29 protein-coding genes are annotated in these 26,715 nt (G+C 63.3%); 18 read left to right on the top strand and 11 right to left on the bottom strand.

Features of this window, described 5'->3' with window-relative positions:
* Nucleotides 1–65 precede the first annotated feature (65 nt).
* Entirely contained in the window at nucleotides 66–884 is an 819-nt protein-coding gene (locus ACSYDV_RS14910) for a TerC family protein (protein ID WP_438324596.1), read from the top strand.
* A 472-nt stretch (nucleotides 885–1,356) separates the two neighbouring features.
* On the opposite strand, the gene ACSYDV_RS14905 is transcribed toward ACSYDV_RS14910, so the two are convergent.
* The 5 genes from ACSYDV_RS14905 to ACSYDV_RS14885 form a co-directional block, all read right to left on the bottom strand.
* Nucleotides 1,357–2,730 (bottom strand): pyridoxal phosphate-dependent decarboxylase family protein, encoded by a 1,374-nt coding sequence (locus ACSYDV_RS14905; RefSeq protein ID WP_438324813.1) that lies wholly within the window; start codon nucleotides 2,728–2,730, stop codon nucleotides 1,357–1,359.
* A gap of 107 nt (nucleotides 2,731–2,837) precedes the next feature.
* Nucleotides 2,838–3,449, bottom strand: a complete 612-nt coding sequence (locus ACSYDV_RS14900; RefSeq protein WP_438324595.1) for a class I SAM-dependent methyltransferase — start codon at nucleotides 3,447–3,449, stop codon at nucleotides 2,838–2,840.
* Between the two features lie 100 nt (nucleotides 3,450–3,549).
* Nucleotides 3,550–4,080, bottom strand: a complete 531-nt coding sequence (locus tag ACSYDV_RS14895; RefSeq protein ID WP_438324594.1) for a prolyl-tRNA synthetase associated domain-containing protein — start codon at nucleotides 4,078–4,080, stop codon at nucleotides 3,550–3,552.
* The gene (locus tag ACSYDV_RS14890) at nucleotides 4,077–4,490 is read right to left on the bottom strand and encodes a disulfide bond formation protein B (protein ID WP_438324593.1); all 414 of its coding nucleotides are present in this window, start codon (nucleotides 4,488–4,490) and stop codon (nucleotides 4,077–4,079) included. The genes ACSYDV_RS14895 and ACSYDV_RS14890 overlap by 4 nt, the downstream gene beginning before the upstream one ends.
* 20 nt (nucleotides 4,491–4,510) lie before the next feature.
* Entirely contained in the window at nucleotides 4,511–5,701 is a 1,191-nt protein-coding gene (locus ACSYDV_RS14885; RefSeq protein ID WP_438324592.1) for an MFS transporter, read from the bottom strand.
* A gap of 71 nt (nucleotides 5,702–5,772) precedes the next feature.
* On the opposite strand from ACSYDV_RS14885, the gene ACSYDV_RS14880 reads away from it, so the two are divergent.
* Nucleotides 5,773–6,453, top strand: coding sequence for an ArsR/SmtB family transcription factor (locus ACSYDV_RS14880; RefSeq protein ID WP_438324591.1), 681 nt, complete (start codon nucleotides 5,773–5,775; stop codon nucleotides 6,451–6,453).
* Nucleotides 6,454–6,573: 120 nt separating this feature from the next.
* On the opposite strand, the gene ACSYDV_RS14875 is transcribed toward ACSYDV_RS14880, so the two are convergent.
* From ACSYDV_RS14875 to ACSYDV_RS14860, 4 genes are all read right to left on the bottom strand, one after another.
* Nucleotides 6,574–7,503 carry an NAD(P)/FAD-dependent oxidoreductase gene (locus tag ACSYDV_RS14875; protein ID WP_438324590.1) on the bottom strand — a complete coding sequence of 310 codons (930 nt, stop codon included), beginning with the start codon at nucleotides 7,501–7,503 and terminating at the stop codon, nucleotides 6,574–6,576.
* 65 nt (nucleotides 7,504–7,568) lie between these two features.
* Complete coding sequence (locus tag ACSYDV_RS14870) at nucleotides 7,569–8,294, bottom strand: MBL fold metallo-hydrolase (protein ID WP_438324589.1); 726 nt, start codon at nucleotides 8,292–8,294, stop codon at nucleotides 7,569–7,571.
* 159 nt (nucleotides 8,295–8,453) lie between these two features.
* A complete protein-coding gene (locus ACSYDV_RS14865; RefSeq protein WP_438324588.1) occupies nucleotides 8,454–9,089 on the bottom strand; it encodes a peroxiredoxin in 636 nt (211 codons plus the stop codon).
* A 353-nt stretch (nucleotides 9,090–9,442) separates the two neighbouring features.
* Entirely contained in the window at nucleotides 9,443–9,844 is a 402-nt protein-coding gene (locus ACSYDV_RS14860; RefSeq protein WP_438324587.1) for a MerR family transcriptional regulator, read from the bottom strand.
* 74 nt (nucleotides 9,845–9,918) lie between these two features.
* Between ACSYDV_RS14860 and ACSYDV_RS14855 the strand changes: the two genes are divergently transcribed.
* The 8 genes from ACSYDV_RS14855 (at nucleotide 9,919) to ACSYDV_RS14820 (ending at nucleotide 18,550) form a co-directional block, all read left to right on the top strand.
* Nucleotides 9,919–10,755 carry a cation efflux transmembrane domain-containing protein gene (locus ACSYDV_RS14855; protein ID WP_438324586.1) on the top strand — a complete coding sequence of 279 codons (837 nt, stop codon included), beginning with the start codon at nucleotides 9,919–9,921 and terminating at the stop codon, nucleotides 10,753–10,755.
* A 65-nt stretch (nucleotides 10,756–10,820) separates the two neighbouring features.
* Nucleotides 10,821–11,195, top strand: coding sequence for a DUF3703 domain-containing protein (locus ACSYDV_RS14850; protein ID WP_438324585.1), 375 nt, complete (start codon nucleotides 10,821–10,823; stop codon nucleotides 11,193–11,195).
* Between the two features lie 28 nt (nucleotides 11,196–11,223).
* Nucleotides 11,224–11,526, top strand: coding sequence for a hypothetical protein (locus ACSYDV_RS14845; protein ID WP_438324584.1), 303 nt, complete (start codon nucleotides 11,224–11,226; stop codon nucleotides 11,524–11,526).
* Nucleotides 11,527–11,577: 51 nt separating this feature from the next.
* Nucleotides 11,578–12,849: a TolC family protein gene (locus ACSYDV_RS14840; protein ID WP_438324583.1), complete on the top strand. Its 1,272-nt coding sequence runs from the start codon at nucleotides 11,578–11,580 to the stop codon at nucleotides 12,847–12,849.
* Nucleotides 12,850–12,853: 4 nt separating this feature from the next.
* The gene (locus ACSYDV_RS14835) at nucleotides 12,854–14,002 is read left to right on the top strand and encodes an efflux RND transporter periplasmic adaptor subunit (protein ID WP_438324582.1); all 1,149 of its coding nucleotides are present in this window, start codon (nucleotides 12,854–12,856) and stop codon (nucleotides 14,000–14,002) included.
* 3 nt (nucleotides 14,003–14,005) lie between these two features.
* The gene (locus ACSYDV_RS14830) at nucleotides 14,006–17,236 is read left to right on the top strand and encodes an efflux RND transporter permease subunit (RefSeq protein WP_438324581.1); all 3,231 of its coding nucleotides are present in this window, start codon (nucleotides 14,006–14,008) and stop codon (nucleotides 17,234–17,236) included.
* A gap of 609 nt (nucleotides 17,237–17,845) precedes the next feature.
* Complete coding sequence (locus ACSYDV_RS14825; protein ID WP_438324580.1) at nucleotides 17,846–18,247, top strand: MerR family transcriptional regulator; 402 nt, start codon at nucleotides 17,846–17,848, stop codon at nucleotides 18,245–18,247.
* 3 nt (nucleotides 18,248–18,250) lie between these two features.
* Nucleotides 18,251–18,550, top strand: a complete 300-nt coding sequence (locus ACSYDV_RS14820) for an SCO family protein (protein WP_438324812.1) — start codon at nucleotides 18,251–18,253, stop codon at nucleotides 18,548–18,550.
* On the opposite strand, the gene ACSYDV_RS14815 is transcribed toward ACSYDV_RS14820, so the two are convergent.
* Complete coding sequence (locus ACSYDV_RS14815; RefSeq protein ID WP_438324579.1) at nucleotides 18,507–18,644, bottom strand: hypothetical protein; 138 nt, start codon at nucleotides 18,642–18,644, stop codon at nucleotides 18,507–18,509. The genes ACSYDV_RS14820 and ACSYDV_RS14815 overlap by 44 nt on opposite strands.
* Nucleotides 18,645–18,963: 319 nt before the next feature.
* On the opposite strand from ACSYDV_RS14815, the gene ACSYDV_RS14810 reads away from it, so the two are divergent.
* From ACSYDV_RS14810 to ACSYDV_RS14785, 6 genes are all read left to right on the top strand, one after another.
* Nucleotides 18,964–19,353, top strand: a complete 390-nt coding sequence (locus tag ACSYDV_RS14810) for a hypothetical protein (RefSeq protein WP_438324578.1) — start codon at nucleotides 18,964–18,966, stop codon at nucleotides 19,351–19,353.
* A gap of 70 nt (nucleotides 19,354–19,423) precedes the next feature.
* On the top strand, nucleotides 19,424–19,951 hold the full coding sequence (locus tag ACSYDV_RS14805; protein WP_438324577.1) for a DUF2244 domain-containing protein: 528 nt from the start codon (nucleotides 19,424–19,426) through the stop codon (nucleotides 19,949–19,951).
* A 172-nt stretch (nucleotides 19,952–20,123) separates the two neighbouring features.
* Entirely contained in the window at nucleotides 20,124–20,606 is a 483-nt protein-coding gene (locus tag ACSYDV_RS14800; RefSeq protein WP_438324576.1) for a copper chaperone PCu(A)C, read from the top strand.
* On the top strand, nucleotides 20,596–21,216 hold the full coding sequence (locus ACSYDV_RS14795; protein ID WP_438324575.1) for an SCO family protein: 621 nt from the start codon (nucleotides 20,596–20,598) through the stop codon (nucleotides 21,214–21,216). The genes ACSYDV_RS14800 and ACSYDV_RS14795 overlap by 11 nt, the downstream gene beginning before the upstream one ends.
* 55 nt (nucleotides 21,217–21,271) lie before the next feature.
* Nucleotides 21,272–23,395, top strand: coding sequence for a TonB-dependent siderophore receptor (locus tag ACSYDV_RS14790; RefSeq protein WP_438324574.1), 2,124 nt, complete (start codon nucleotides 21,272–21,274; stop codon nucleotides 23,393–23,395).
* 37 nt (nucleotides 23,396–23,432) lie between these two features.
* Nucleotides 23,433–24,326, top strand: coding sequence for an alpha/beta hydrolase (locus ACSYDV_RS14785; protein ID WP_438324811.1), 894 nt, complete (start codon nucleotides 23,433–23,435; stop codon nucleotides 24,324–24,326).
* A gap of 416 nt (nucleotides 24,327–24,742) precedes the next feature.
* Here ACSYDV_RS14785 and ACSYDV_RS14780 read toward each other — a convergent pair whose 3' ends face one another.
* A complete protein-coding gene (locus tag ACSYDV_RS14780) occupies nucleotides 24,743–25,729 on the bottom strand; it encodes a GlxA family transcriptional regulator (protein WP_438324573.1) in 987 nt (328 codons plus the stop codon).
* A 174-nt stretch (nucleotides 25,730–25,903) separates the two neighbouring features.
* On the opposite strand from ACSYDV_RS14780, the gene ACSYDV_RS14775 reads away from it, so the two are divergent.
* Nucleotides 25,904–26,188, top strand: a complete 285-nt coding sequence (locus ACSYDV_RS14775; protein WP_438324572.1) for a type 1 glutamine amidotransferase family protein — start codon at nucleotides 25,904–25,906, stop codon at nucleotides 26,186–26,188.
* 133 nt (nucleotides 26,189–26,321) lie between these two features.
* Nucleotides 26,322–26,663 (top strand): type 1 glutamine amidotransferase family protein, encoded by a 342-nt coding sequence (locus ACSYDV_RS14770; protein WP_438324571.1) that lies wholly within the window; start codon nucleotides 26,322–26,324, stop codon nucleotides 26,661–26,663.
* The last annotated feature ends 52 nt before the right edge of the window (nucleotides 26,664–26,715 follow it).

Here is a 26,715-nt window from a genome sequence, read left to right as displayed (position 1 = left end):
AACGTCTGCGTCTTGGTTTTCTGCACCCCTCGCTATATTCTCCTCGCTGGCGGACAGGAGCGGACGTGGAAGGCCTCATCACTTTATTCGAAGACCCGGCTGTATGGGCCGCCCTGGCCACGCTCGTCGTGATGGAGATCGTCCTCGGGATCGACAATCTGATCTTCATCTCGATCATCTCGAACAAGCTTCCCGAAGCGCAGCGACAGAAGGCACGGCGAACCGGGATCGCTCTCGCCCTGATCATGCGGCTCGCGTTGCTTGCCGCGATCGCCTGGCTCGTCGGACTGACCGCCGTCGTGATCGATCTCGGACTGCAGGGCTCACCCGATGCTTATGGCAAGCCGAGTTTCGAAACGGCCTTCTCCTGGCGAGACATCATCCTTGTCGCGGGCGGCCTGTTCCTCATCTGGAAAGCAACGAGCGAGATTCACCATAATGTCGATCCGAACCCGAACGACGGCGTCCTCGGCGCAGGGAAAAAGGCGCTGACCTTCGGATCGGCGATCGTCCAGATCCTGCTCCTCGATCTCGTCTTCTCGGTCGATTCCATCCTGACCGCGGTTGGTATGACCGAGCATTTGCCGGTCATGGTGATCGCCGTGGTTGCCGCGGTGCTCGTCATGCTGCTCGCAGCTGATCCGCTCGCCAACTTCATTCGCGACAACCCGACCGTCGTCATGCTGGCGCTCGGTTTCTTGCTCATGATCGGGGTGGTGCTGATCGCCGATGGCTTTGGCGCGAAGGTGCCTAAGGGCTATATCTACACGGCCATGGCCTTCTCTGCCGGTGTCGAAGCGCTCAATATTTGGGCGAGGAAGCGGCGCGAACGCATGGCGCGCGTCGAGGAGGGTTCAGGCCCGTCCCCTTCGCCCGGGCGCTAATCGACTTTGGACCTGTCCCGGAAAAGGCTGGTTTCGCCGGAGGCGATCGCAAGTGAATAGACTGGTTCTCGATCTATTTCCGGCACGCCGTCTTGCATGCGCCTGAGCCATAGCTGTGCATTGTCCTGCATCGGGCGAGGCGGTGCCAGGCGTGAGAACCTGCTTCTCCGCCCTCGACTCGCCGCCCGGCCCGGGCCCTTTTCCTTTCGGAAGCGCGCTGTAATCGTGCCCAAAAAGCTGGGACACGGGGAGGCTTAGGCTTCGCCAGTGAAGATCGCTGTATATGACGCTCAACTGCAATGGCGGACTGCATCTCGGCGATTTGCCGCATGGTGGCGATGGGGCCGCCTTACCCGGCGCTGGCGACAGCATCCATCGCCCTCCAGTTGCAGCTGGATGAGGGATGGGGGGTCAGGTCGGGCCCTGGAAGACACTCATCGATCGTTCCCGAGCGGACCGGAGCTGGCGCATTTTACCCGGCATCGCGCACCGTTCGCCAAGCGAGGATGATAGCCTCTGCCAAGCGATCAACGGTCGCGGCGTCCGTAGCCGGGGAAATGATGGATATCCTCAGCACACGGCGTCCCTTCCAGTCCGCGCCCAGCGCAAGGAAACGACCATCCATGCGAAGTTGGCCGATGACCGCAGTGGTTTGGTGATCGCACCGGTCGGCGTTGGCGGGATCTCCAAAGGCGAGGATGATCTGGTTCAACACCACATCATTTGCGATTGTGATACCAGCTTCATCCGACAGGGCGGCGGCAAGCCGTCGGGCGAGATCGCAATGGGTGCGAACGATGTTCGCAAGGCCTTGCCGACCCAAGGCGCGCAACATCGCCCATAAGGGAAATCCCCGTGCGCGCCGCGACAGCTCGGGCACAAACTGGCTGGGATCGTGCTCAACGCCTTTGGCCGGCACGAGATAGCTGGCCTGGATCGACATTGCGCGAGCGTGGGCAGTCCTGTCGCGGACGATCGCGAACCCGCTATCATAGGGTAGTTGCAGCCATTTATGCCCATCTACAGACCAAGAATCCGCCTCGCCCACCCCGACGAGGAGTTCCGCCTTCTCAGGCAGCAGCTGTGCCCAGAGGCCGAAGGCGCCGTCGATATGAAGCCAGGCGTTATGCTTCCGGCAGACCAGGGCAATTTCAGCGAACCGATCGAACGCGCCCGTGTTGATCTGCCCTGCCGTCGCAATGACGATCGCCGGGCCGTCGTGCTGACTCAGTTCGCTTGCAAGGCTTTCGACATTCATGCGCCCTTGCGCATCGGTTGCGATTTCGCCGATGCGGCTGCCCAGCCCAAGATAACGCAGCGCCGAAATATCCGTCGCATGGACACTGTCCCCTGCAAAGGTACGGATGCGCGGGGCGCCGGCGAGTCCTTCGCGTTCCACATCCCAACCCGCGCGCCTCAGCAGTTCGCCGCGCGCTGCCGCCAGGCAAGTGAACGCCGCCATAGTCGCGCCGCTGACGAACCCCACGGAGCACTCTTCGGGCAGACCCAGCAAGTCGAGGAGCCAGCGCCCGCCGATCTTCTCGGCTGTGGCGCCTGCCGGCGAGCACGCATAGCTTGCGACGTTCTGGCCCCAGGCGCTGGTCATCATATCGGCCGCTACGCCGAGCGGGTGTGATCCGCCCATGACCCAGCCGAAGAAGCCGCTACTGGCCGGCGATGTAATTCCGGCTTCCGCTGCCGCAGCTAGCGCGTCGAGAACCATTGCCCCGTCTTCGGGATGCTCGGGCGTCGGCCCGTCGAACAGCTTTTCGAGATCTTCCGGGCCAACCGCCGCGCCGGGCGCCCGGGCGCCCAGGCTATCGCGGTAGCGGCAGGCGTGCTCCATCGCCCGCTGGAATAGGTCGCGGTGGTCGATCGCAGGCGTGTCTGTCACATTCCTATTCCCATAATTTCTAGCGTCGGCCTTCGATCTGGCCCGGTTCCGACACATATTCAGTTCCGACGGAAGGTGCTGAACTGGAATTTCTGAATGGAGCCTGCGGGCGTCCGGTGCGCGTGCCGTTCTTCCGAGAGCAGCGCGAACCCGTCCCCCAATATCGCGGCGAGGCTTGCTCCATCGTGGCGAACGACAGGCAGACCCGAGCAGTGTTCGGGCCCATCGGGCGCGAACGTGCCGATGACCGCGACGCCGCCCGGCGCCAGCGCCTCATCAAGTGTAGCGGCGTAACGGGCTTGCTCGGTGGGTTCGATCAGGAAATGGAACGCCGCCCGATCATGCCACACGTCATAGCGCCGGTCGGGTATCCAGCGGACGACATTGGCGACGATCCAGCGGACCCGATTGCCCCGTTCGCCAAGTCGGCCGCGGGCAATCCGCTGCCCTTCAGCCGACAAATCGAGGCACGCCACATCGGCAAAGCCGAGATCGAGCAGCGCTTCCGGCAGGCGTGAGGCGCCGCCGCCGACGTCGATCACCGGGCCACGCGCGTCGGTTGCTTGCTCGATCAGCCTGAGCGACAGGGCGGGCGCCTCCTCGAACCAGCTTACGCTGTTGTCGGGCTTGGTGGCATATATGGTGTTCCAATAATCTGACCTGTCGGTCATGGTCCTTCTCCCGTCCGCAGTGCCGTCGATCCCGGCGAATGAATTTTGCAGAGAGGTCCAGTGTCATAAGGCGCGTCGTTCGCAATCAGCCGGATTTTCATTAACCCGGCTCCAGATCGACGATCAGGGGCTCGCGATTGCACGAGCGGACGAAGGCGATAAGCGCGTCCGGCGAAAGCCCGATGCTTTCCTGCTGGACGAGCGGGTGGAAATTGACCTGCTGCGCATTGAGCAACACACGGTCGATAACGACCGTCACCTCGCCCGCTTCGTCATTGATGATGCCGAGCGGGGTAAGCGCACCGGGCGCTACGCCAAGAAGGGCTTCCATCCGCTCGGCCGTCGCGAAGCCGAGGCGGCCATTTGCGCCGATCCGTGTGTGCAGGCTCTTAAGGTGCAACTCGCGGTCTTCGTGAATGGCAAGCAGGAACAAGCGTCCCTTCTTGTCCTTGAGCAGCAGGTTCTTGGTGAAGGTGCCCGCCATGTCGCCGCGCAGGCGCTTGCCTTCCTCGACCGTCTCATGCGCCGGATAAGGCACGATCGCCCTTGTGGCCCCAAGTTCGGCGAGACGGTCGAACAGCCGCGCGCGATCCTTGGCTATTCCCAGGGAAATGGTGATGTCTCGGGTCAACGGGGGGCGCTCTCTTCATCGTTCGTATGGATTGCACGCAGGATCATCCATTGCCCGACGATGATCGCGAGCGCCGCCCCCGAGAGCAGAAAGCCGTTGCCGTAGATCGGCAGAAAGCCCTTGAACTCGCCCTTGGCAATTGCCGACCAGCCATTGAAATGCTGGGTCGCCGCTGTGACGGCGCCGAGCGCACCAAGCAGGCTGGCGAGATACAAGGTCGTCCATGACCGGCGCGCCGGCACCAGCATCAGTATCCCCAGGAGACCGATCACCGTGCGCTGGACCTCGCAATAGGGGCACATTTCGACCGCGCCCGACCATTCCATTGTCCAGGTGGCCAGAGAGACAACAAGCGCGACGATGCCCAGCGGGCGGATATTGCGCGCGAGGGCGGGCGGCAGTTCGGGCATGATCTTTCTTCCTCTCTGATTCATGTGGCCAGCGCCCCCGTCCGGCGCGCGCGCAGTTCCTGCCAAATCAGGACAAGCGCCGCAGCCGCGAGCCAGGGCAGCAGGATGAGATTAAGGCGCTGCCAGCCGAGCAGGTCCAGCAGCGCGCCCGCGCCGAAGGAGCAGGCGAGACCCACCGCGAAGATGGTCACGTCGTTGGTCGCCTGCGCGCGGCCCCGCTCGGCGTGCGTATAGGTCGTCATCAGCAGGGTCGTGCCGCCGACATAAAGGAAGTTCCACCCCACCCCCAGCAGGATCAACGCGCTGGCGAAAGATGTGAAGCCGGTGCCGGTCATGGTCGCCAACACGTGGCCGGTAAGGATGACAATGCCCGCCAGCATCACGGGACGTGCGCCGAACCGCGCGATCAGGCTTCCCGAAAAGAAGCTCGGCACGAACATGCCCAGCACATGAAGTTGGATGACGGTCGCGGCGTCGGATAGCGGATGACGGTGCTCAACCATCGCAAGGGGCGTAGCCGCCATCGCCAGGATCATGATGCCATAGCCCGTCACCGCGCCGAACAGCGCCGCGAGATAAGCTGGTTGCGACACGATCGCGCGCCAAGGTCGTCCGCCGCCCGTCTCCGCTTCCACGACGGGCGGCGGGGCGTGGAGCGTCAGCAGGGCACCCGCGCCGAACAGCGATACGAGCGCGAGCAGCAGGAAGGAGCCGACATAAACAGGTTCGACCAGCGGGCCGCCGACCCGCGCCAGCCATGGGCCGGCGAACGCGGCGACTATTCCCCCGGCGAGCACCAGAGCGATCGCCTGCGGACGAAAGGCGTCGTTCGAGACCTCGCTGGCCGCGAAGCGATAAAATTGCGCAAACGCCTGGTACGCCCCGACGAGGAACGTGCCTAGCGACAGGAATATGATCGAATCGGTCCAGACGCCGAAAGCCGCAATCAACCCACCCATGACGCCGAACAGCGCGCCCACCACGAAACCCGGCCGCCGGCCTGCACGCGCCATCCACATCGAAGCCGGGAACGTGATCAGCGCGGTGCCGAGGAACATGGCCGCGATCGGCAAGGTCGCGAGCGCCGGGGAGGTCGCGAGGCGCGCACCGGCGAGGCCACCGATCGTCATCACGAGCGTCGAGGCGGTCTGGAAGATCGCCTGAGCGATAGCGAGGATCAGCACCTGACGATGCATGGTGGCAAGTGGCACTGGGTTTCCTCGACTCAATCAAACAATCAAGATATTGATTGATTGATGAGAGATATGCTATGGGCTTGTCAATGACAAATCCCAAACTGGCGATCTTCGAGCAGTTGGCGGAAGTGGCCCGCGTGCTAGGCCATGCCCATCGTCTGGACCTGCTGGAGCATATCTCGCAGGGCGAGCGATCGGTGGAAGCGCTGGCGAAGCTCACCGGACTGTCGCTTGCCAATAGTTCGCAGCATCTTCAGCAGCTTCGCCGTGCGGGATTTGTGGCCTCGCGGCGCGATGGCAAGCATGTCCTCTACCGGATTGGCGACGGCCCGGTCCAGCCGCTGCTCGCCGCGCTGCGCGCCTATGGCGAAGTCTGTCGTGCTGAGGTGCGCACGATCATCAGCGACTATTTCGAGCGCGTCGACACTATGGAGCCCGTCTCGCGCGCGGTGCTGTTGGAGCGGCTTTCGGCAGGCGAGGTGATGCTGCTCGATGTGCGGCCCGAGGACGAGTTTGCGCTCGGCCATCTTCCCGGGGCGCTCAACGTCCCGCTGAGCGAACTCGAAGCGCGGCTCGCCGAACTACCGGCGGACAAGGAGATCGTCGCTTATTGCCGAGGCCCCTACTGCGTTCTGTCGGTCGAGGCCGTAGCCATGCTGCGGTCCAAGGGCTACCGAGTGCGTCGCCTGGAGGATGGATTACCCGAATGGAAGGCGGCCGGGCTGGAAGTCGAAACGACAGAGAGCGCGACGGCAATTCAGCAATAAGCGGCATTAATATCATTAGCCGGTTGAACACATCGGTGACCGATAAAGGGCAATTCATCCACCCGTGCCGATCTCGCTCTGGCAGCGCCAATCGACCGCCCCAAGACGCATGCGCCGAACTCAGCGCCGGGCATTCATCACATGCCCGTCGGTTTCGCGTAGCCAATTGTGCAGGCGGGTCGCCGCCATGGCGCCATGTCCGGTCGCGACGCTGATCTGATCCAGCCCCTCGATGACGTCGCCTGCGGCATATACGCCGGGCGTCAGACCATCGAGATAGGCAGAGGCCGGAAGGCATCCGCTTGGATCCGTCACCGGACCGAGCATCGCGGCCAGCTCGCTTCGCGGCGTTGAACCGAAAGCGGGATAAATCACATCGAACCGGCGCTTGCGCGTTTCACCGGCGAGGCTCACGAAAATCGCGTCTTTCGTCGCTTCGAGCCGTGACAATTTTCCTTCGAGAATCTTCACATCGCTATCAGCGAGTTCCCTTCGCTGCGCATCGGAGAGTTCGACATAGGCCTTGGGGATCAGGGTGACATCGCTCGTATATTGCCGCAGGAACATCGCCTCGGCGGCGCCATGTTTGTCCGAACCGAGAACCGCTATTTTCTCTCGTCGATGTTCGTATCCGTCGCAGATTGGGCAATAGCGGAGAATGCCAGACTGTACCGCCGAATCATGATCGCCCTTGTCGAGCGTCGCACGTGCCGTTTCGACCCCGGTCGCGAGTATGACCCCGCGTGCCTCGACGAGTTCGCCAGACGTCAACCGGGCTGCGAAGCCGCCTCGTTCGCCTAACTCGGCCAGGGCGACCACGCGTCCTTCCTCGATTTCCGCACCATATAGTTCGGCATGCTCGCTCATCTTCGCGACAAGGTCCCGCCCGATGATGCCGTCGGGAAAGCCCGGGACGTTGCGTGAGCGGGGCACCCATAGCAATCGGGAGCTTCCGTCATGGATAACGCGGACATGCCGTCTGTACCGTGCGAGATAGAGGGCCGCGGCGAGGCCCGCCGGTCCCGCGCCAATTACCAGTGCATCAAGCATTGCAGCTCCGTTTCGCGGTGAAAGTGGAAAAGTCGCGCCAGCGTCGGCACGCTCAGATAGTCGGCTCATATATGTGGGACTTGGCCGTCCTCCGGCTCCGCGCCGCAATGCCGGTTGGCCGGCACCGCGATATCGATCAGCTTCGGGTAGGGCAGGTCGAGATTTTCCATGATTTCGATGAATTCCTGCAGCGTTCGGCTGCCTCCCAGCCTCGGGTTTCGCTCGCGCTCCTGTGAGACCGTACTCAGATGCCGGTGTTCATAATCATGCGCGGGGCAAACGATCGTCTCGTCGGGCAGCGAGAAGATTTTCTCGTGGATCGAGCGGTACAGAGCGACAGCGCTACCGCCCTGGAAGTCGGTCCGGCCGCAGCCGTCAATCAGGAGCGCATCGCCCGTGAAGATATGAGGCGTGCCCGGGACGTCGACGAGATAGGCATGATGCGCATCGGTATGGCCAGGCGTAAACAGGGGCTGGAGTCTGATCCCGCCGACGTTGAGGGGCGAGATTTCGCTCACCGCGACGTCGGCGCAGGCGAGGCCGTCCATCTCCGGATAGGCGACCTTGCAACCGGTAAGGCTGCGCAGGCGGGCGGCCGACGTGATATGGTCCGCGTGAATGTGGGTCTCGAGCGTATATTGGAGCGTCAGGTCAAGCTCCCTGAGAGCGGCAAGGTCGCGATCGACGGTCTCCCGGACAGGGTCGATCAGCACGGCCTGCCCGGTCTCCCGGCAGCCGATAAGATAAGTGTAGGTGGAGGATTCAGGCTCGAACAACTGCTTGAAAATCATAGCCTCCGTCCTTTTTTCATGGGCCACGGCGCCCTCGATCCGATGGACCCCGCCGGGCCGGGATGACCGCGGTCGGTGCGCCCTCAAGCTTTAGACGCCAGGCAGATTTTGCCGCGCGGCTGTGCGCAAGTGCTTCTCTGCAGAGCCGCGCGGCGAACGTCAGTCTTTCGGCTGCGCGGTCAGGCGCAGATAGGGCTTCACAGCGCGCCAACCGCCCGGAAACTTCGCGCGCGCCTGTTCGTCACTGAGCGACGGAACGATGATGACGTCCTCGCCTTGCCGCCAGTTCACCGGCGTCGCGACGCTGTGCTTGGCGGTCAATTGCAGCGAATCGATGACGCGCAGGATCTCTTCGAAATTTCGCCCGGTGCTGGCCGGGTAGGTGATGCTGAGCTTGATCTTCTTGTCCGGCCCGACCACGAACACCGAGCGGACCGTAAAGGTGTCGTCGGCCTGCGGATGGATCATTCCATAGAGCCCGGAAATTTGCCGGTCGGCGTCTGCGATCAGCGGAAAATTCAACGCATGGCCCTGCGTCTCCGCGATGTCGCCGGCCCAGGCGTGATGATCGTCGAGCGGATCGACGCTGAGGCCGATGACCTTGACATTGCGCTTATCGAATTCAGGCTTGAGGCGAGCGACTTCGCCAAGTTCCGTGGTGCAAACGGGTGTAAAATCCTTGGGATGTGAGAACAGGACGCCCCAGCCTTCTCCGAGCCATTGATGGAAGCTGATATGTCCATCCGTGGTTTCTGCCTCGAAGTCCGGTGCGATGTCGCCAAGCTGTAATGTCATTTCGGATTCTCCTGCCACGGCAGCGGCAAGCCGGCGTGTTCGAACCCCAGATACCACCTATAGTAACTATAGGTTCAAGCGGCAGAGCAGAGTATTGATCGGCTTACGCGACGATCGGACTGATTTCAGCGACCGATCGAGTGCGATGCGCGGGGCATGGGCGCCGAAGCGGCGGATCGGGAGGAAGACGCTCGCGCACCGCTCGTGCCGACCAGTTTGGCTAAGAGCATCAAGATGCCCGCCATCGCCGCGCAGTTTATCGGGATCGCTCGTTTCGGGGGCTAAACGCCAACGCGAACGCGGGAAACGAGCAGCTATCGACCTATCGAGAAATCGGGGCTTCTCCGCCAAGATCAGTCCCGCAGCGCGTCGAGGACCCGGCATTGTTCCACGGTCGTGTGGCTGCAAATATCGAGTAGCCCTTCGAGCGTTCCCTCAAGCGATTTCAGGGCCGCGATCTTGTCGCGCACTTCGACAAGGTGCCGCGAGGCGATGTGATCGACATCGGCGCAGGGCGTGCCTTCGGGCGTTTCCGACAGCGACAGGAGGCTTCGCACGGTGTCGAGCGAAAATCCCAGCTCGCGCGCCTTTCGAACGAAGGTCAACCGGTCACGATGCTCAGCGCTGTAGATGCGGTGTCCACCGGAACTTCGCCCTGTCTTGGGGAGGATTCCGATCTTCTCATAATAGCGGATGGTGACAACCTGGCAGCCGGTCAGCCGGCCAAGATCGCCGATCGAAAAATTTTCCTGCATAAAGTGCTTGAACCTATAGTTGCTATAGGTCGTATAAGCTTTCGCGAACCAATTGCCAACCACGGAACGCGATCATGGATAAATGCTGCGGCGACGGCGGAGCCGCCTCGAAGGCTGTCACCGAAACGAGCGGATGCTGCGGCGAATCGTCTGTCAAACCGGCAGTCGTCGATAGCGGTTGCACGCCCGCGTCGGGCTGCTCCAGCGAGGCGGCGAAGGCTCCGCTGCTCGTAGCAGCTCCAGCCGAAGTTCCCCGTCATTTCGCGGGGGACGATTGCTGCTCGGCGAAAGAAGACGAGATCGCAGCGCTAGGTGCCCATGCCGATATTCGCCGGGTGCTGCAGATCGTCCTCGTCATCAATCTGGTGATGTTCGTCGCCGAGTTCACGGCCGGGGTCTTCGCCCGGTCGACTGCGCTGATGGCCGACTCGGTCGATATGCTCGGCGATGCGCTCGTCTATATTCTCAGCCTCTATGCGCTAGAGCGAAGCTTGCGCTGGCGCGCGGGTGCGGCGCTGTTCAAGGGCGGCATCATCGCGGCCTTCGGCATCTGGGTCGCGGTCGAGGTCGTCCTCAAACTCACCGGGGACATCGTGCCGACGGCAGGGACGATGGGCATATTCGGCTTCATCGCACTGGCGGCCAACCTCACCTGCCTCGCTCTGCTCTATCAGCATCGTCATCGCGATGTGAATATGTCGAGCACGTTCGAATGCTCGCGCAACGACGTCATCGCCAACACCGGTGTGATTGTCGCGGCCGCGGGCGTCTATCTGACCGGGTCGGGATGGCCGGATATCCTCGTCGGGGGCATCATCGCGATACTCTTCCTGCGGTCGGCGATCCGCGTTCTCAGCCAGGCCTGGCCGCAGTTTCGCGCGGAGCGCCCGGCGGCGACGGCACTCGATTGACTAAAGATCTCGGTCCAGCCGGGCGGCGGGCCGGGAATGGCTTCGAAGGGCCAAAGGGGGGAAATGTGAGTGGTATCAACCGTAAGCTGGCGCAGCCATTGATCGTGACCGAGCTTGGCCGCTACCGCTCGGCACGCGGCGCGGGCGACATACGGTCGGCATGGGAAGCGCTGGAACGCGCGCATATCGTCGCGCAGCCCTTTTTCGCTCTGCACCTTGCCTCGCACTGGCACATGCTGCGCTTCGCGGTCGCCTTGGGCGATCGCCGCGAGGCGGCGGGGCAATTGTTCCGTCTCGCGCTGGTGCCGCTCGGATCGCTGAGTGGCCGCCTGCCGGCCGGCAATACCGGCAGAGCAAGCGTCAGTGCCTTCAAGCCGATGGCGATACCGGGTGATCTCGAGGCTCTGATGTCGCAGCGCGATGGCGGATTGCGGGATTGAGCAGGTGTGCAGACTTGCGAGAGCGTCGATGCGACTGCTGATCATCATCGCAGTGCTGTTTTGCAGCCTTCACCTTCCCGCGAGGGCGGACGCCTATGCGCCGGCGAGCCAAGCCTCCCTTCATATGGCCGCGGCCCATGGCGATGGTCTTGAGCTTGGATCGACGTCACCGGCTGCGGGCAAGCATGTCTGCCCCGCCGCGCCAGACTTGGTGGCAACGGTCGTTCCGGTCCTGACGGCCGATCATGGCGGTCCGTTGTTCGTCGGACGCGGCATGCCGCTTCCTTCGCTCACAATCCCACCCTTGCTGGATCCACCGCTGGCAGTCTGAGCGCAGCCGCCGCGCGCGCGGCGATGTTCCAGATCGACAGAGGATGGATTTATGTTCAGGTTCGTCGCTGCCCTGGTGGCAGCCACATCGTGTGTTGCAATCGCGCACGCTCAGGAGTCCCGCAGCGAGAGCGGGCAGGTATCCGGCCCCCTGCTGACACTCGACGAGGCGGTGGTTCTCGCGGGTGGCAGCGCCCCTGCGGCGGAGGTCGCAACCGCAAATGTCGATGCCGCGAGCGCCGCCAGGCGCGTGGCGGGGCTCCGGCCGAACCCCGCGCTCTCGGTCGAAGTCGAGAATTTCGTCGGCACCGGCCCCTATAATGGCGTGAACGGCGCCGATATCACAGCAAGCCTCGCGATACCGCTCGAACTCGGCGGCAAGCGGCAGGCCCGGATCGCGGTCGCCGATGCGGCGGCGCACCGCGCGCAAATAGCCCAGGCGATCGCCAAGGCCGACATCCGGCTGCAGGTGACCGAGCTGTATGTCCAGGCGTCGGCCGCCGAGGTGCGCGTCGCGATCGCCGAGGATCAGTTCCGCATCGCCGGCGACACAGCGCGCGCAGCCACCATCAGGGTACAAGCCGGGCGCGCCTCGCCGCTCGAGCAGGAACGCGCCGAAGTCGCGCGCCTGACCGCGGAAGCCGAGGCAGAGAAGACGCGCCGCCTCGCCGATGCCGCCCGCAATAATCTCGCGCGCCGCATTGGCCGCCCGATCACCGGCCCACTCGATATCGCGGTGCTCGGCGGACCGGGAAGCGGCGCAATGGGTCCGCCCCGCCCCGTCTCGGCGGCGGGGACGCTCGTGCTGGCCGCGGCCGATGCCGATCTCGCCACCGCCGATGCCGGCGTGCAGCTCGCGCGGTCGCAGCGGGTGCCCGATCTCACCGTCGGTCCGGGCGTTCGCCGGCTCGAGGCCACCAACGATGTCGCCGCTGTGTTCAGCGTCTCGGTGCCGCTGCCGCTGTTCAATAATGGTCGCGCTGCGGTCGACCAGGCGAGTGCCGAGCGCCGGCGCGCGGATGCGCAGCGCCGCGTCACCGCGCTCGATGTCGAGCAACAGATCAGCGATGCCGAAGTCGAAGCCGCCAATGCCGCAGCGGCAGCCCGCGTCGCGAGCGGCCCCGCGCTGTCGGCGGCAATGGAAGCCGCTCGCATCGCCCGCATCGGCTACCGCGAGGGCAAGTTCGGGCAGCTCGAACTGCTCGATGCCGAACGGACGCTGACCGAGATGCGTGTCGCGTCGATAGAAGCGCTCGAATCCTATCAACTCGCCAAGGCCCGGTTGGAACGCCTCACGGCTCCCGCGCCGCTCGAAGGAAATTAACCCCATGACCATCAAGATCGATCGAAAATTGTTGCTCGCCGCGGCGCTGCCCCTGTTCCTCGCGGCTTGTGGCGGCAGCGAAAGCGCCAAACCCGCCGATGAGCATGGCGAAGAAGAAGCCGGCCATGCCGACGAGGGTCACATCACACTGACCACCGAACAGATCAAGGTCGCCGGGATCGCGCTCGGCCGCCCGACGGTCGGAAGCGCCGGCGCGCTGCAATTGCCCGCAACGATCGAAGGCGACCCGCAAGGCACGCAGGCGGTCTCGGCAGCGATCGGCGGACGCATCGTCGCCCTCAATCGCAATCTCGGCCAAAGCATCGGGCGCGGGCAGACGCTCGCGATCATCGAAAGCCGCGAGGCCGCTCAGCTCCAGGGCGAGGTGCAGGCCACCCGTGCCCGGCTCGCGCTCGCCAGTTCCAATCTTGCGCGCGAGGAGCGATTGTTCGCGCAGCGGGTCTCGCCCGAACAGGATGTCATCGCGGCGCGGACAGCTGCGACCGAGGCGCGCATCGCGTATCAGCTCGCGCAGCAGCAGGTATCAGCCGCCGGCGGTGGCGGCGGTCAGCTCAACCGGATCGCGATTGCCGCACCGATCTCGGGGCAGGTGATCGCACGCAGCGTCGTGCTCGGCCAGACGGTCGCGGCCGATGCCGAGCTTTATCGCATCGCCAATCTGTCGAGTGTCTCGCTGTCGCTGAATCTCCAGCCCGCCGACGCTGGGCGCATCCGCCCCGGCGCCATCGTCTCGGTCAGCGCGCCGGGCCGTCAGGCCAGTGGAAAGATCAGCTTCATTTCCCCGGCACTCGATCCAGCGACCCGGCTCGTTCCGGCGATCGCCATCCTCGACAATCGCGCCGGTCAATGGCGGGTCGGCGAAGCGGTCACCGCTTCGATCGCGCTGTCGGATGGTAGCGGAGATGCCTCGATCAGCGTCCCGTCGACTGCGATCCAGACCGTCGAGGGCAAGAGCGTCGTCTTCGTTCGCACCAAGGATGGTTTCGAAGCGGTTCCCGTCGTCCTCGGCGACCGGGCGGGCGCCAATGTGATCGTCCGCTCAGGCCTTAAGGGCACCGAACAGATCGCCATCACCAACAGTTTCTCGCTCAAGTCGGAAATCGGCAAGGGCGAAGCAGGCCATGAGGATTAAGCCATGATCGCCCGCATCGTCACCTGGGCGGTCGAGAAGCGCTGGCTTGTCGTCCTGCTCACCGTCCTTGCCGCCATCATCGGAGCTGCCGCTTTGTCGCGTCTGCCGATCGATGCGGTTCCCGACATCACCAACAATCAGATCCAGATCAACGTCCGGGCGCCTGCCCTCTCGCCCGAACTGATTGAGAAGCAGGTCGCTTTCCCGATCGAGACCGCGCTCGCGGGAATTCCCGGTCTCGACTACACACGCTCGCTGAGCCGCAACGGCTTCGCGCAAGTCACCGCCGTATTCGATGATTCGACCGATATCTATTTCGCCCGCCAACAGGTCGGCGAACGGCTCACCGAAGCCTCGGAGCGACTGCCTGCGGGCGTCCGCCCCGAAATGGGGCCGATCGCGACCGGCCTCGGCGACGTCTATATGTGGACCGTGCGGATCGCGAAACGGAAGGACGATGCGCACAAGGCCGGAGAGGCCGGGCTGCAACCGGATGGCAGCTATCTGACGCCCGAAGGCGAGAAGCTCGTAACCCAAGCCGACAAGGCGACCTACTTGCGCACGACGCAAGACTGGATCGTTACCCCGCTGCTCCGGACCGTCCCTGGCGTCGCCGGCATCGATTCGATCGGCGGCTATTCGAAGCAATATATGGTCGTCCCCGACGTCCAGCGCCTCGCCGCGCTCGAACTCAGCCTTACCGATCTCGCCGAAGCGCTCGAACGCAACAACACCGCCGTCGGCGGCGGGGTGGTCGAGCGCAACGGCGAAGGGCTCGCGGTTCGCTCCGATGCCTTGGTCCGCGACACGGCCGAGCTTTCGCGCATCGTCGTCGCGACCCGCGCTGGCGTGCCGATCACGCTCGACCAGGTGGCGACGGTTCGGACCGGCCAAGCTGTCCGCATGGGCTCGGCCTCGGAAAATGGAACCGAAGTCATCGTCGGCGCCGCTGTCATGCGCATCGGCGAGAACAGCCGCACGGTCGCGACCGCGGTCGCCGACCGGTTGAAAGAGGTCAATGCCTCGCTGCCGCCCGACATCGTCATCGAGCCCGCACTCGACCGAACCAAGCTCGTCAACGCGACGATCTGGACGGTCGGCAAGAACCTGACCGAAGGCGCGCTGCTCGTCATCGTCGTGCTCTTCCTGCTGCTCGGCAACTTCCGCGCGGCGCTGATCGCGGCGCTGGTCATCCCGATCACGATGCTGCTCACCAGCTTCGGCATGCTCCGTGCCGGCGTATCCGCAAACCTGATGAGCCTTGGCGCGCTCGACTTCGGCCTGATCGTCGACGGGGCGGTCATCATCGTCGAGAATGCGCTGCGGCGCATGGCGGATTTCCAGCACCGCGAAGGCCGAACCCTCACGCTTCAGGAGCGGCTGGCAACGGTTGCCTCCGCCGCGCGCGAGATGGTGCGGCCGTCGGTGTACGGACAAGCGATCATCATCCTCGTCTATGTGCCGTTGCTCACCTTGAGCGGGGTCGAAGGCAAGACCTTTATCCCGATGGCCTTGACGGTGATCATCGCGCTCGCCTTCGCCTTTGTCCTTTCGCTGACTTTCGTTCCCGCGGCGATCGCCATCTGGCTGTCGAAGCGCGTCGAGGAGAAGGAGGGCCGGATCATGACCTGGCTCAAGCAGCGCTATGAACCTGGCCTCGACCGGGCGATGGCCAAACCCAAGATCACGCTCGGCGCCGGGATCGGCGGGTTTGTTCTTGCGATCCTAGCCTTCTTCTCGCTCGGGCAAGTGTTCTTGCCGCAGCTCGACGAAGGCGACTTGCTCATCCAGGCATTCCGCGTCCCCTCGACGTCGGTCGAACAGAGCCAGGCGATGCAGGTCCCCATCGAAAAGATGCTTTCGAGGCAACCCGAGGTCGCGATCGCCTTTTCCCGGACCGGGACAGCGGATCTCGCCTCCGATCCCATGCCGCCCAATGCGACCGACAATTTCGTGATCCTCAAACCCCGCAAGGAATGGCCCGATCCGAGCCTGACCAAGGCCGAACTTGTCGAGCGGCTGGAGAAGGAGCTGAACAAGTTTCCGGGCAACGCCTATGAAATCACCCAGCCGATCCAGATGCGTTTTAACGAGCTCATCGCCGGCGTGCGCGGCGACATCGCGATCAAGGTCTTTGGCGACGACTTCGACGCCATGAACGCCACCGCGCAGGAAATCGCAACAATCCTGCGAAAGACCGAAGGCGCGAGCGACGTGCGCGTCGAGGAGACCGAAGGCCTCTCGATGCTCGACATTCGCGTGAACCGCGACGCCATGGCGCGGCTCGGCGTCACGGCGCAGGATGTGCAGGATGTCGTCACCGCAACGATCGGCGGCCGTGAGGCCGGCACGATCTATGAGGGCGACCGGCGCTTCCCGGTGGTCATTCGCCTGTCGGATGCACAACGCGCAGACCTGTCGGTGCTCGAACAGGTGCAGGTCCCGGTCGCGGGCGGGGCTTTCGTGCCGCTGGCGAGCGTCGCCGACATCCGCGTCGTCGATGGCCCGAACCAGATCAGCCGCGAAAATGGCAAAAGGCGCGTCGTCGTCCAGGCCAATGTCCGCGACCGTGCGATTTCGAGCGTGGTCGGGGACGCCCGCGCCGCGATCGCAAAGGATGTGCGGCTTCCTGCCGGCAGCTACCTCGAGTGGGGCGGCCAGTTCGAAAATCTGGCGTCGGCACGCGAGCGGCTCCAGCTCGTTATCCCGGCCTGCTTCGTGCTGATCCTGTTGCTGCTTTATGGCGCGCTGCGCTCTTCGCGCGACGCGGCGATCGTGTTCACCGGCGTGCCGCTCGCGCTGATCGGCGGCGTGCTCGCGCTGTTCCTGCGCGGCATGGACTTCTCCATTTCGGCGGCCGTCGGGTTCATCGCTTTGTCGGGCATCGCGGTGCTCAACGGCCTCGTGATGGTGTCGTCGATCCAGGAGCTGATCCGGTCGGGCGTGGCAAGAGCCGAAGCGGCGCGGCAGGGCGCGCTCATGCGTCTGCGCCCGGTGGTGATGACCGCGCTGGTTGCCAGCCTCGGGTTCGTGCCGATGGCGCTCGCGACCGGTGCAGGCGCCGAGGTGCAGAAGCCGTTGGCAACGGTGGTCATTGGCGGCCTGATATCCGCCACCCTGTTGACGCTCTTCGTGCTTCCCACCCTTTACGCCCGCTATGGCAGCCGGGAAGCGGACTTGCGGGAGGATCATTTGTCAGGTGACGATGGCGTTCCGGCGAGCGCACCTTCATGAGCGGTGAGGAGAAAAGCGCGGACCGCGAGGCTGCGTTTCCTGCAAGGCAGCGAGCGGTGGTCGTGCTCGCTGCCGCCGCAGCGCTGACGCTTGGAGGCTGCATGTCCGGACCATCGGCTATGCCGACGGTCCACACCATGAAGGATCGGCAACTCGAAATATTCTGGGTCCGGGCCCATCCTCGATCGAACGGGATTCTCGTTACCGGCAATGTCCGGCGCGCGGGCATGAACCGGACCACATATCGCGGACATCTTCATGTTTCCGCCGACCTCATCGGCGCCGCGAAGCCGGTCAGCGTGGACACAAGGTGGACCGGCTCCCTTTCCACGCGCGTCCGCCGCTCTGCGCGCTTCAGTGTTATGATCCCGGACGTGAGGATCGATGCCATCCGGTCTATCGACGTCCTGTATCGCCGCGAGCCCGACTCCGTGGGTCCATCTCGCCCCGATGAGGCAGTCGATATAACGCGTGTCGGCGGAGACCGTTGATATAGGCGCATGATCGCAGTAGCTTTCAGGCGAACGTCCGGTGGCGCGATGCGCGACCAAGCCCCCAATTTCCGCGGAGCCGCCGCAAGATCCGGTTGCGGAGAGCGAAGGATGATTGATGAGAATCGGTGAGCTTGCTCAGGCGACCGCCACGCGCGCCGAGACGATCCGTTTCTACGAAAAGATCGGCATGCTTCCCGCGCCGGCGCGGACGGAAGGCAATTACCGCAACTATGATAAATCGCATTTGGCGCGGCTGTTCTTCATACGCAGAGCGCGCAACCTGGGGTTCACGATCGAGCAGATACGCACGCTGCTCGGGCTTGCCGACGACAAGGACATGACCTGCGATGCAGTCGATGCGATCGCACGCGATCATCTGGCGGAGGTCGAGCGCAAGATCGCGGACCTCGATGTGCTCCGGCGCGAACTTGAGCAGATGATCGCACAATGCAGACAAGGCAGCGTCGCCGAATGCGGGATCATGGAAGCCTTCGCATTGCAGTCGGATCGCTACTAGAGAATCGGCTGCAATGCGAAGGGCAAGTTCAACATCGTTTTCGTCTCGGTCGATCCCGAGCATGACCAGCCGGCCGACATCGGTAGCTATATCTCCCTGCTCAAGACGCCGATCTACGGGCTGACGGGCACAGCGCAGCAGCTGGCGAAAATCCAGAAAGGCTATGGGGTCTATGTGAAGAAGGTCCCGATCGAGGGCTGCGATTACACGATGGACCATACGGCCGCGATCTTCCTGATGGACAGGCGCGACAAGTTCGTCACGACGATCGATTATCACGAAAATGACAAGGTCGCGCGATGACCGGCGGCCGTCCTTTGAGTGCATCATCCGCGGTAGCGGCTTTGTTGAGATTGTCGATGTAGGCCTGTTGGTGCTTGCCGTGATGGATCGTCATCGTCTGAGCATCGATCGCGGGTTCAGCTTGTCCAAGGCATGAGGCAGAGCCGGAAGCATGAACGTCCCATCGTTCGCGCCCCGGTCTGCTGCAATGCCAGCACGGGTGCCGCCGCCACACCCGACACGCCAAGGATCGATGCGCCGACAGGGGAGAGCCACTTCATATTTCCTCTCCCGATTGCAAAATGGTCGTCAGGATGGCGCCATAACCGCAGTATTCTTCCACCAGACGGCGATATGACATTTTGTCCTAGGGCGCTCTGATGACATTCCCGAACGACTAGCTTATTGGGGCCATCATGCACGGGGTTCGGGCCATGATCCATCGCCATCGCGCACTGGCCCTGTGGCTGGTGGCGTTCGCGCTGCTCGCCAAGGCGATCATACCCGCCGGCTATATGGTCGGGCAGAGCAGCACGCGTACCTTCGACATTATCGTATGCTCCGATCCGACTGGCGGCACGATGCCGCAAAAGCTTGTCATACCCTTCGAAAAGAAGATAGATCATGAGGGCGGTCAGGCAGCGAAAGCCGATTGCGCCTTCACCGCGCTAGCACATGGCGCTGCGGCCGCCACCGATCCGGCGCTGCTGATCGTGGCAATCGCCTTCATCCTCGCGCTCGGCTTCACGGGCATGCCGGCGCCACTCCTGCGCCAAATTCCCAACATCCGTCCGCCTCTGCGGGGCCCACCGGCAACCTCCTGACACCTTAGACTGACGTGTCGGATGGCCGACGCGCGACTGCGCGGGATCGGCATTGCCGGAGTATCGATACATGTTCGAAATTGTGAACCGTCCCGAGGGGCGGGCCGAAGCGCATGAAATCGCGCGGGCGGCGCGCGGAGCGGAGGTGGCGCTGGATCATCTGGTTCTCCACATGCGCGAGAACCGCTCGCATCTCTCTCAACACGCCCGCGAGACTTTCACCGTCCTGATCTTGCTGTTCATGGCCGTGACGATCCTTCCCGCCCTGCAAGGGCGGATCCTCGTACCGCTGTTCGCGGTCGGCACAATGGCGATGCTCGTGCTGGCGCTCGAATGGCATCAGCGCCACCCGCCGGGTGAGGAATGGCTCGAAATCGGTGACGGTCAGTGGCGATATAACGGACGGACCGGAGAGACATTCGATATTCCGACCTATTGGCTCCGCTTCGAATTCGAGAAGCGCACGCCCGCCGATTGCCGGCTCGTCTTTCATCATCGAACGCAGCGGTTCGAAGTCGGGCAATGCCTGAACCTCGAGGAGCGGCGCGAGGTTGCACCGATCCTCGCCCATGCGCTCGCGGCCAGCAACAAGAGGTAGGCATGGCCCGTCATCCGCCTCGCCGCATTGCCGCGCTGCGCCGGTTCCGTCGCCGCTGCTGGGCGGCTGTCGGCGTCTGTCTGCTTGGACAGGCCGGCGCCGCAGCCGCCCAATCCTGGACCGTGCCCGGCCCCCTCGACGCTGATCACCATTTCCATCTGGAGCCCGATTCATGAACCCGATATCACGCCTTGCAGCCTTCGCGTTGCTCTCAGCGGCCGCCGCGCCGTTGCTCGCCGCCGGCCTTACCGCCGGCAACCTCGTCATCGACCATCCCTGGTCTCGCCAGACCGCACCAACCCAGAAGGTCGGCAGCGGCTTCCTTGCGATCACCAACAAGGGGCCGGTCGACGATCGCCTTGTATCGGCGACAAGCCCGGTCGCGGCCGAAGTCCAGCTTCACACCATGTCGATGGACGGGGGCGTCATGCGCATGCGCCAGCTTGAAGACGGCATCGGGATTCCCGCCGGCAAACGCGTCGAGCTCAAGCCCGGCAGTTTCCACATGATGTTCGTCGGCCTGAAACGGCCCTTCGCACTCGGCGAGACAGTTCCGGTAACTCTGCGCTTCCTGCGCCAAGGCTCCGTGAAAGTGAACTTCCAGATCAATCCCGTCGGCGCCGCCGGCCCGTCGGAAGTCCGCCATGACCACTGATCCTCTAAGGACGCCGACGGTCGTCATCATCCGCCGCTGGCTTTGGGGCCTCGTCGCGCTCGCGGCGGCCGTGGGCATCATCATCGCACTCGCGCCGGCGGATCAGCCGTCGACGGCAAGGGCCTATGGCGACACCTTCGGCGGCGCCTTCTCGCTGACCGCCCCGGACGGCAAGCCGGTCACCGACAAGACGCTCGCGGGCAAACCGTTCGCGATCTTCTTCGGCTTCACCCGCTGCCCCGAGGTTTGCCCGACAACGCTCGCGCGGATGGCGAGTCTACGCGAGCAGCTTGGCGCGGACGGGATGAAGTTCAACATCGTCTTCGTCTCGGTCGATCCCGAGCACGACAAACCTGCAGACATCGGCAGCTATATCTCGCTGTTGAAGACGCCGCTCTACGGCCTCACCGGAACACCCGAACAGCTCGCTCAAATCCAGAAGGGCTATGGCATCTATGTGAAGAAGGTGCCGATCGAAGGCGGCGACTACACCATCGACCACACGGCCGCGATCTTCCTCATGGATGCCCGCGGCAAGTTCGTGACCACGATCGATTATCACGAGCAGGACAAGGTCGCGCTCGAAAAACTGAAGCGCATCGTCGCTTGATCGTCCCCCATTCGTTCCGTTTCGACAAGGCCGGAACTCCGGCCCCGGAGGTAAAATGACTTCGACACTGACTAACCGGCTCTGCGTTTCCTCAGCCATTCTGACATCGCTTTGCACCGCACATACCGCCAGCGCGCGATCGGCGCAGAACGAACGCGACACCAGCTGGACGGCGGACACCATCGTCGTCACCGGCGAGCGCCACGGCTATTCGGCCCCGACATCTTCCTCGGCAGCACGAACCGATACGCCGCTGATCGAAGTGCCGCAGTCGGTTCAGGTCATCACCCGCTCGCTGCTGCAAGACCAGGATCGCCGCACGCTTGGAGATGCGCTCGTCAACGTTTCGGGTGTCACGCCGACGCGATCGGAGGAGAATCTGTTCATTCCCCCGATCCTTCGCGGGTTTCCGGCCGAGGTCTATCTCGACGGCCTGCCGGTCTTTGCCGGCAATCAGCAGGCTTATGACCCGAGCAGCCTAGCGGGCGTCGAGCGGATCGAGGTTCTTAAGGGTCCGAGCGCAACGCTTTATGGCGGGGGCCTTGGCACCCCGCTTGGCGGTATCATCAACATCCAGACCGTGCGACCGTCGGGCGATGCGGGCGGATATATGGCGATGCGCGCCGGCAGTTTTTCGACGTGGAACCCCTATGGCGACATCGATGTACCGCTAGCGCCGGGCGTCTCCGCACGCGTCGTCGCCGAATATCAGAACAACGAGAGCTGGATCGACGAGGTCGGCGGCGAGCGCTGGTCTGTGCAGCCGAGCGTCGCCTTCCAACTCGGCGCCGATACCGACCTGCTCCTGCAAGGTCAGCTAAACCGCCGCAGCACCCTCGAATATTCGGGTCTGCCTGCAGACGAAGCGCTGGCCGACCGCCTCGATCGTACTGCCTTCCCCGGATCGCCTATCGGTCAGCCCCGGACCATAAGCGAAAACAACATGGGCACGGGGACGTTGCGCCACAGTTTTTCAGATCGACTAAAGCTGACCGTGACCGGCCGTTATTATGACAGCAAGATCGACGAGAGCGGGAGCTTCGTCTTTCCGGGTCTGTTCCCGAGCGGCTCGACGCCCCCCGTCTATGACGTCTTTCCCATCACGATGATCACGCGCACAAAAGAGGCGACTTTCGACGCTAATCTCGCTGCTCAGTTCGACAGTCTTGGCGGCCGTCACAATCTGCTCGCCGGTGTCAACTATGACTGGACCAGCTTCTACAGCGGAATGGGCCTGTTCGTGAGCGACAGCCCCTCGGGCACGATCGACCTTTCCAACCCGGTCTATGATCTAGGCTATACGCCGCAAGCACCGGTCAATAGCTACACCGACGATCGCTTCGAGACTTTCGCCGTCTACGTCCAGGATCAGGCGACCTATGGTAGCCTGCATCTGACTGGCGGCGTGCGTATCACTTCGCTGAAATTCATCGAAAACAGCAATTTCGGCGTGGCTAATGACAAGACTTATACGCGCCTGTCACCGCGGATCGGCGCGACGCTGGATGTGGTTCCCGGCCTGGTGCTATTTGCAGGCTATGCCACCGCCTTCCGCGCGCCGTTCGGCTTCATCGGCAAGGAGGCGGCGCGGCCGGAGACGTCGAGCAATATCGAAGGAGGCGTAAAGCTTGCACTACCCGGGACTGGTCTGTCGGGGACAATCGCCCTGTTCCGGCAGACCCACGACAATGTCGTCACTTCCGATCCGGACAATGTCGGCTTCTATCTGCAGAGCGGACGCCAGCGCGCGATCGGCGCCGAGTTCGATATTGTGTGGGAACCCACCCCGGCTTTCTCGCTGCTCGCCAACTTTGCCTACACCGACACGCGCGATGACGGTGTTGCACCCGGTGACAGGATTGCGCGGGTGCCTAAAAACAGCGGACGCATCGCTGCACGGTACCGGCTGCTCCATGGCCCTGCCAAGGGCCTTGCGTTCGGGGCGGGCATCACCGCCTTCACGGCGCGCGAACTGACATTGCCGAACAGCCTGTCCGTCCCCGGCTATGCCGTCATCGATGCGCAGGCGTCCTATGACATCGACCGCTTCTCGCTCGGGATTTCCCTGGTCAATCTCGGTGGACGCCGCATCTGGGATCCGCACAGCTACATGGGCTATCCGGTCGTATCGCCGGGTCAACCGCGCTCGGCCTATGTCACGCTCAAGGTCGCACTGTAAGATGTTCAACTTTGCAAAGGCGCTGGCCCGAGTGGCCATGCTGACTCTCGCCACCATGCTCCTGCCAGGAACCACCCTTGCGCAGTCGCCCGCAGACGGCGAGGCCGTCATCTCGCTCTATCCGGAAGGGACGATCACGCCGCTCGGCATTGCAGAGAGCCGCGATACTATCCCGGAGACCGGCGAGACCATGATCTTCAATGTCAGCCATCCTACGCTGGAGCTGTTCCGGCCGGCACAAGGCGCGGCAAACGGCACGGCGGTGATCATCGCACCAGGCGGCGGTTTCGTCGGACTGGGGTATGAGGCCGGCGGGACCGCCGTCGCACGCGAACTGGCGAAGCATGGGGTGACCGCGCTTGTTCTCAAATATCGCACGATCGAAAGTCCGGACGATGGAATGCACATGCCGGAGGTCCATCTAAAGGAAATGGAGGCGATCATGGCGCGGGCCAAAAGCGGCGTTCCCGCCGAATTGCCTGTCTTCGCCGGTGAACAACATGCGGTCGAAGATGGCGCACGCGCCATGGCCATTGTTCGGCAGCGCGCAGCCGAATGGAGCATCGATCCAGAGCGCGTCGGCTTTCTTGGCTTTTCCTCCGGCGCTGTCCTCGTCGCCGATCTCGCGATCGGCCCCAAGGCGAGCCGGCCAGACTTCGTCGGAATGATCTATGGCGGACTGCGAAGCCCGGTCCCTACCGATGCTGCGCCCGCCTTCATCGCCGCCGCGGCCGACGACGACTATCTGGCCGGGGACAGCGTGCAGCTTTTTAACGCCTGGCGCATGGTCGGCGCGCCCGCCGAACTCCATATCTACGAGCGCGGGGGGCACGGATTCGACCTGAAACCCAAGGGTGTAACGAGCGACTACTGGTTTGAGGGGTTTATCCGGTGGATCAGGTCGCGCGGTCTTTTGGAGCCGGCGCGGTAGGCGACCGTATAGGCCGCAGCCTAGCTAAATGAGCCGCAGCCGGCCGGGCTTCGTATCTCATCCGTCAACAGGCTTCGGCGCAGGGAAGGACAGCGTAATCAATGCTGTCGAGAGACGCCCCAAATCTGCCCTTCGCTTTACGGAGGGTGCGTTGATCCCCGTGTTGAGCGATAAGAGCATGGGCCGATTGGAGACGCGTGGGTATAATGATATACTTGTCGGATATAGCTGGTTCGAGAAGTATTGCCCGCCGTGAGGGCGATCAACATCGGCAGCGATTTGCGCTTTATTGTATCCACGCAATTCGGTCCAAACGAGCAGGCCGGGAGAGCTAATCGGTTTTCCCGCCAAGTCGGGCGCTTCAAACATTTTTCGTCAACCTTACTCTGGCCTCCAGGGGTCTCGGGATACGACGGTCAGTCGCCCGATGCCGATTGACCCGGCGGCCAGCGGATAAGGCCGTCGACATTCGCCTCCGTCGCCCGGTCGAGACGGCGCAACAATTGCGGTGTATTTCCAAAGCTTCGCTGAAAGGCGCGCCGCATCCGCTCAGGGGCTTCGAAGCCGACCGCCCGGGCGACGGCTTCGACCGATTCCAGCCCGGCTCGCAAGCGGATCCGTGCCGCTTCGGCGCGCATGCGCTCGACCGCTTTTGCCGGTGTTTCTCCCGTTTCTTTTCGGAACGTGCGGGCGAACTGCCGCTCACTCAAATTTGCCGCCTCCGCGAGACGCTCGATCGGCAACGCCTCTGACAAATGCTCGCGCGCGAACGACAGAGCGCGCCGGATGCGATCGGTCTCTGGCTCCAGCAGCGCGGGGGCCGCATATTGCGATTGTCCACCGGGTCTTTTTAGATAAACCACGAGTTCGCGCGAAACCGCTTTTGCGAGGTCATGCCCATGATCCGCCTCGACTAACGCGAGCATGAGATCAATGCCGGCGGTCATCCCGGCCGACGTCCATATCGGACCGTCGTTCACGAAGATGAGATCCGAATCGACGAGGACATGCGGATACCGGGCCTTCAGCGACCCGGCGAAGCTCCAGTGGGTCGTCGCGCGGCGCCCGTCGAGAAGTCCCGCCTCGGCGAGCAGGAAGGCGCCGGTGCAGATACTGACGATGCGGGTGCTTCCCAGCGAAAGTCGCTGCACGCTTTCGACGTCGGCGCGCTCCGCAAGCGGCTCGATCTCGCCGCCGACGACAACAAGCGTATCCGCGCCCTGTCCTGCCGCTCGGTCGGTTTCTATCCGCATGTGGCTGCTGCTGCGGACCGCGCCGCCTTCGTTCGAAAGGATGGCAAGGTGATAAAGGTCGTTCCCCGACAGGCGGTTCGCGGCCTCGACGACCGCCATCGGACCGGCGACATCGAGCAACTGGTGCCCCGGACACACGTAGAAGTACATATTTGAAGGCATCTTGATCCCTTGCGCCACATTTCGGGCTCCAGTCCGCCCCAAGGGCCGAGGCACAGCGCGCAACAGCGGCGCCATCAGCTTATGTCTGAAAACGAGGGAACAATGCCTTAAAAGCCATACAGGAGCAAGGCCAAGCTACGGGAGGATCAATGGAAGCTTCAGGTGACCAACGACCAGAATCATATGCGCATAACATCGTATGACGCCATGCTCGCTGCGCTGGCACCCAAAGACGTGCCGCCCGTCCGGATCGGAATCTTGATCGGTCCGGGTTTTGTCCCGAAGGATATTATCGGAATTCACACCGTGCTGGCGATGATGCCGGGGTCGGAGGTCCACTTCATCTGGAAAAATCACGATGTGGTCGAAGGCTTTCGGTCGTGGCCGACGGTACCGACCACGACCTTCGCCAGTTGCCCGACCTCGACGTATTTGCCGTCGGCATGAATCCAACCGAAGTGCAGAATGATCCTGAGGTCATCTAGTTCACAAGGACAGCCGCCCAGAGCGCAAACTATGTCATCGGCGTTTCAGCGGGGTCGCGTTACTTGGCGCAGCGGGCCTGATCAAGGGCAAGACCGTGGCGAGCAATTTCGCCGCCGAAAATCTCCTCAGAGAACTGGGCGCCGCGACCGTCCTCGGGTCAGGCGACGGAGCAGCGGTCGACGGAAACCTTTACACCGCGGACCCAGGCAGCGGCAGCTTTGAAGTCGCACTTCTCGTAGCCGCGGATGCGTTTGGGCAGGGTGCGGCAGAACTGGCAGAGTTTGCGATCGAATATGATCCGCACCCGCCCTTCCGCACTGGCACGATTGCAAATGCCTTCGAAGAAATGGTGGCGGGCGCCCGCGCTCTGATTAGCCCGATTATCGCGCAATATCAGCGCCGCCCGAGTCCGGCAGACCCCACGCTGCGCGATTGAGCCTATGCGTCTCTGGGCCAACGACCGTCTTCGCGTGTGCCGAACTTCATCG

It is taken from the genome of Sphingopyxis selenitireducens (genome assembly GCF_051550705.1).
In the GTDB taxonomy this organism is placed as follows: domain Bacteria; phylum Pseudomonadota; class Alphaproteobacteria; order Sphingomonadales; family Sphingomonadaceae; genus Sphingopyxis.
The sequence above is the reverse complement of the archived record's forward strand: the minus strand, read 5'-3'. Positions and strand labels throughout refer to the sequence as shown.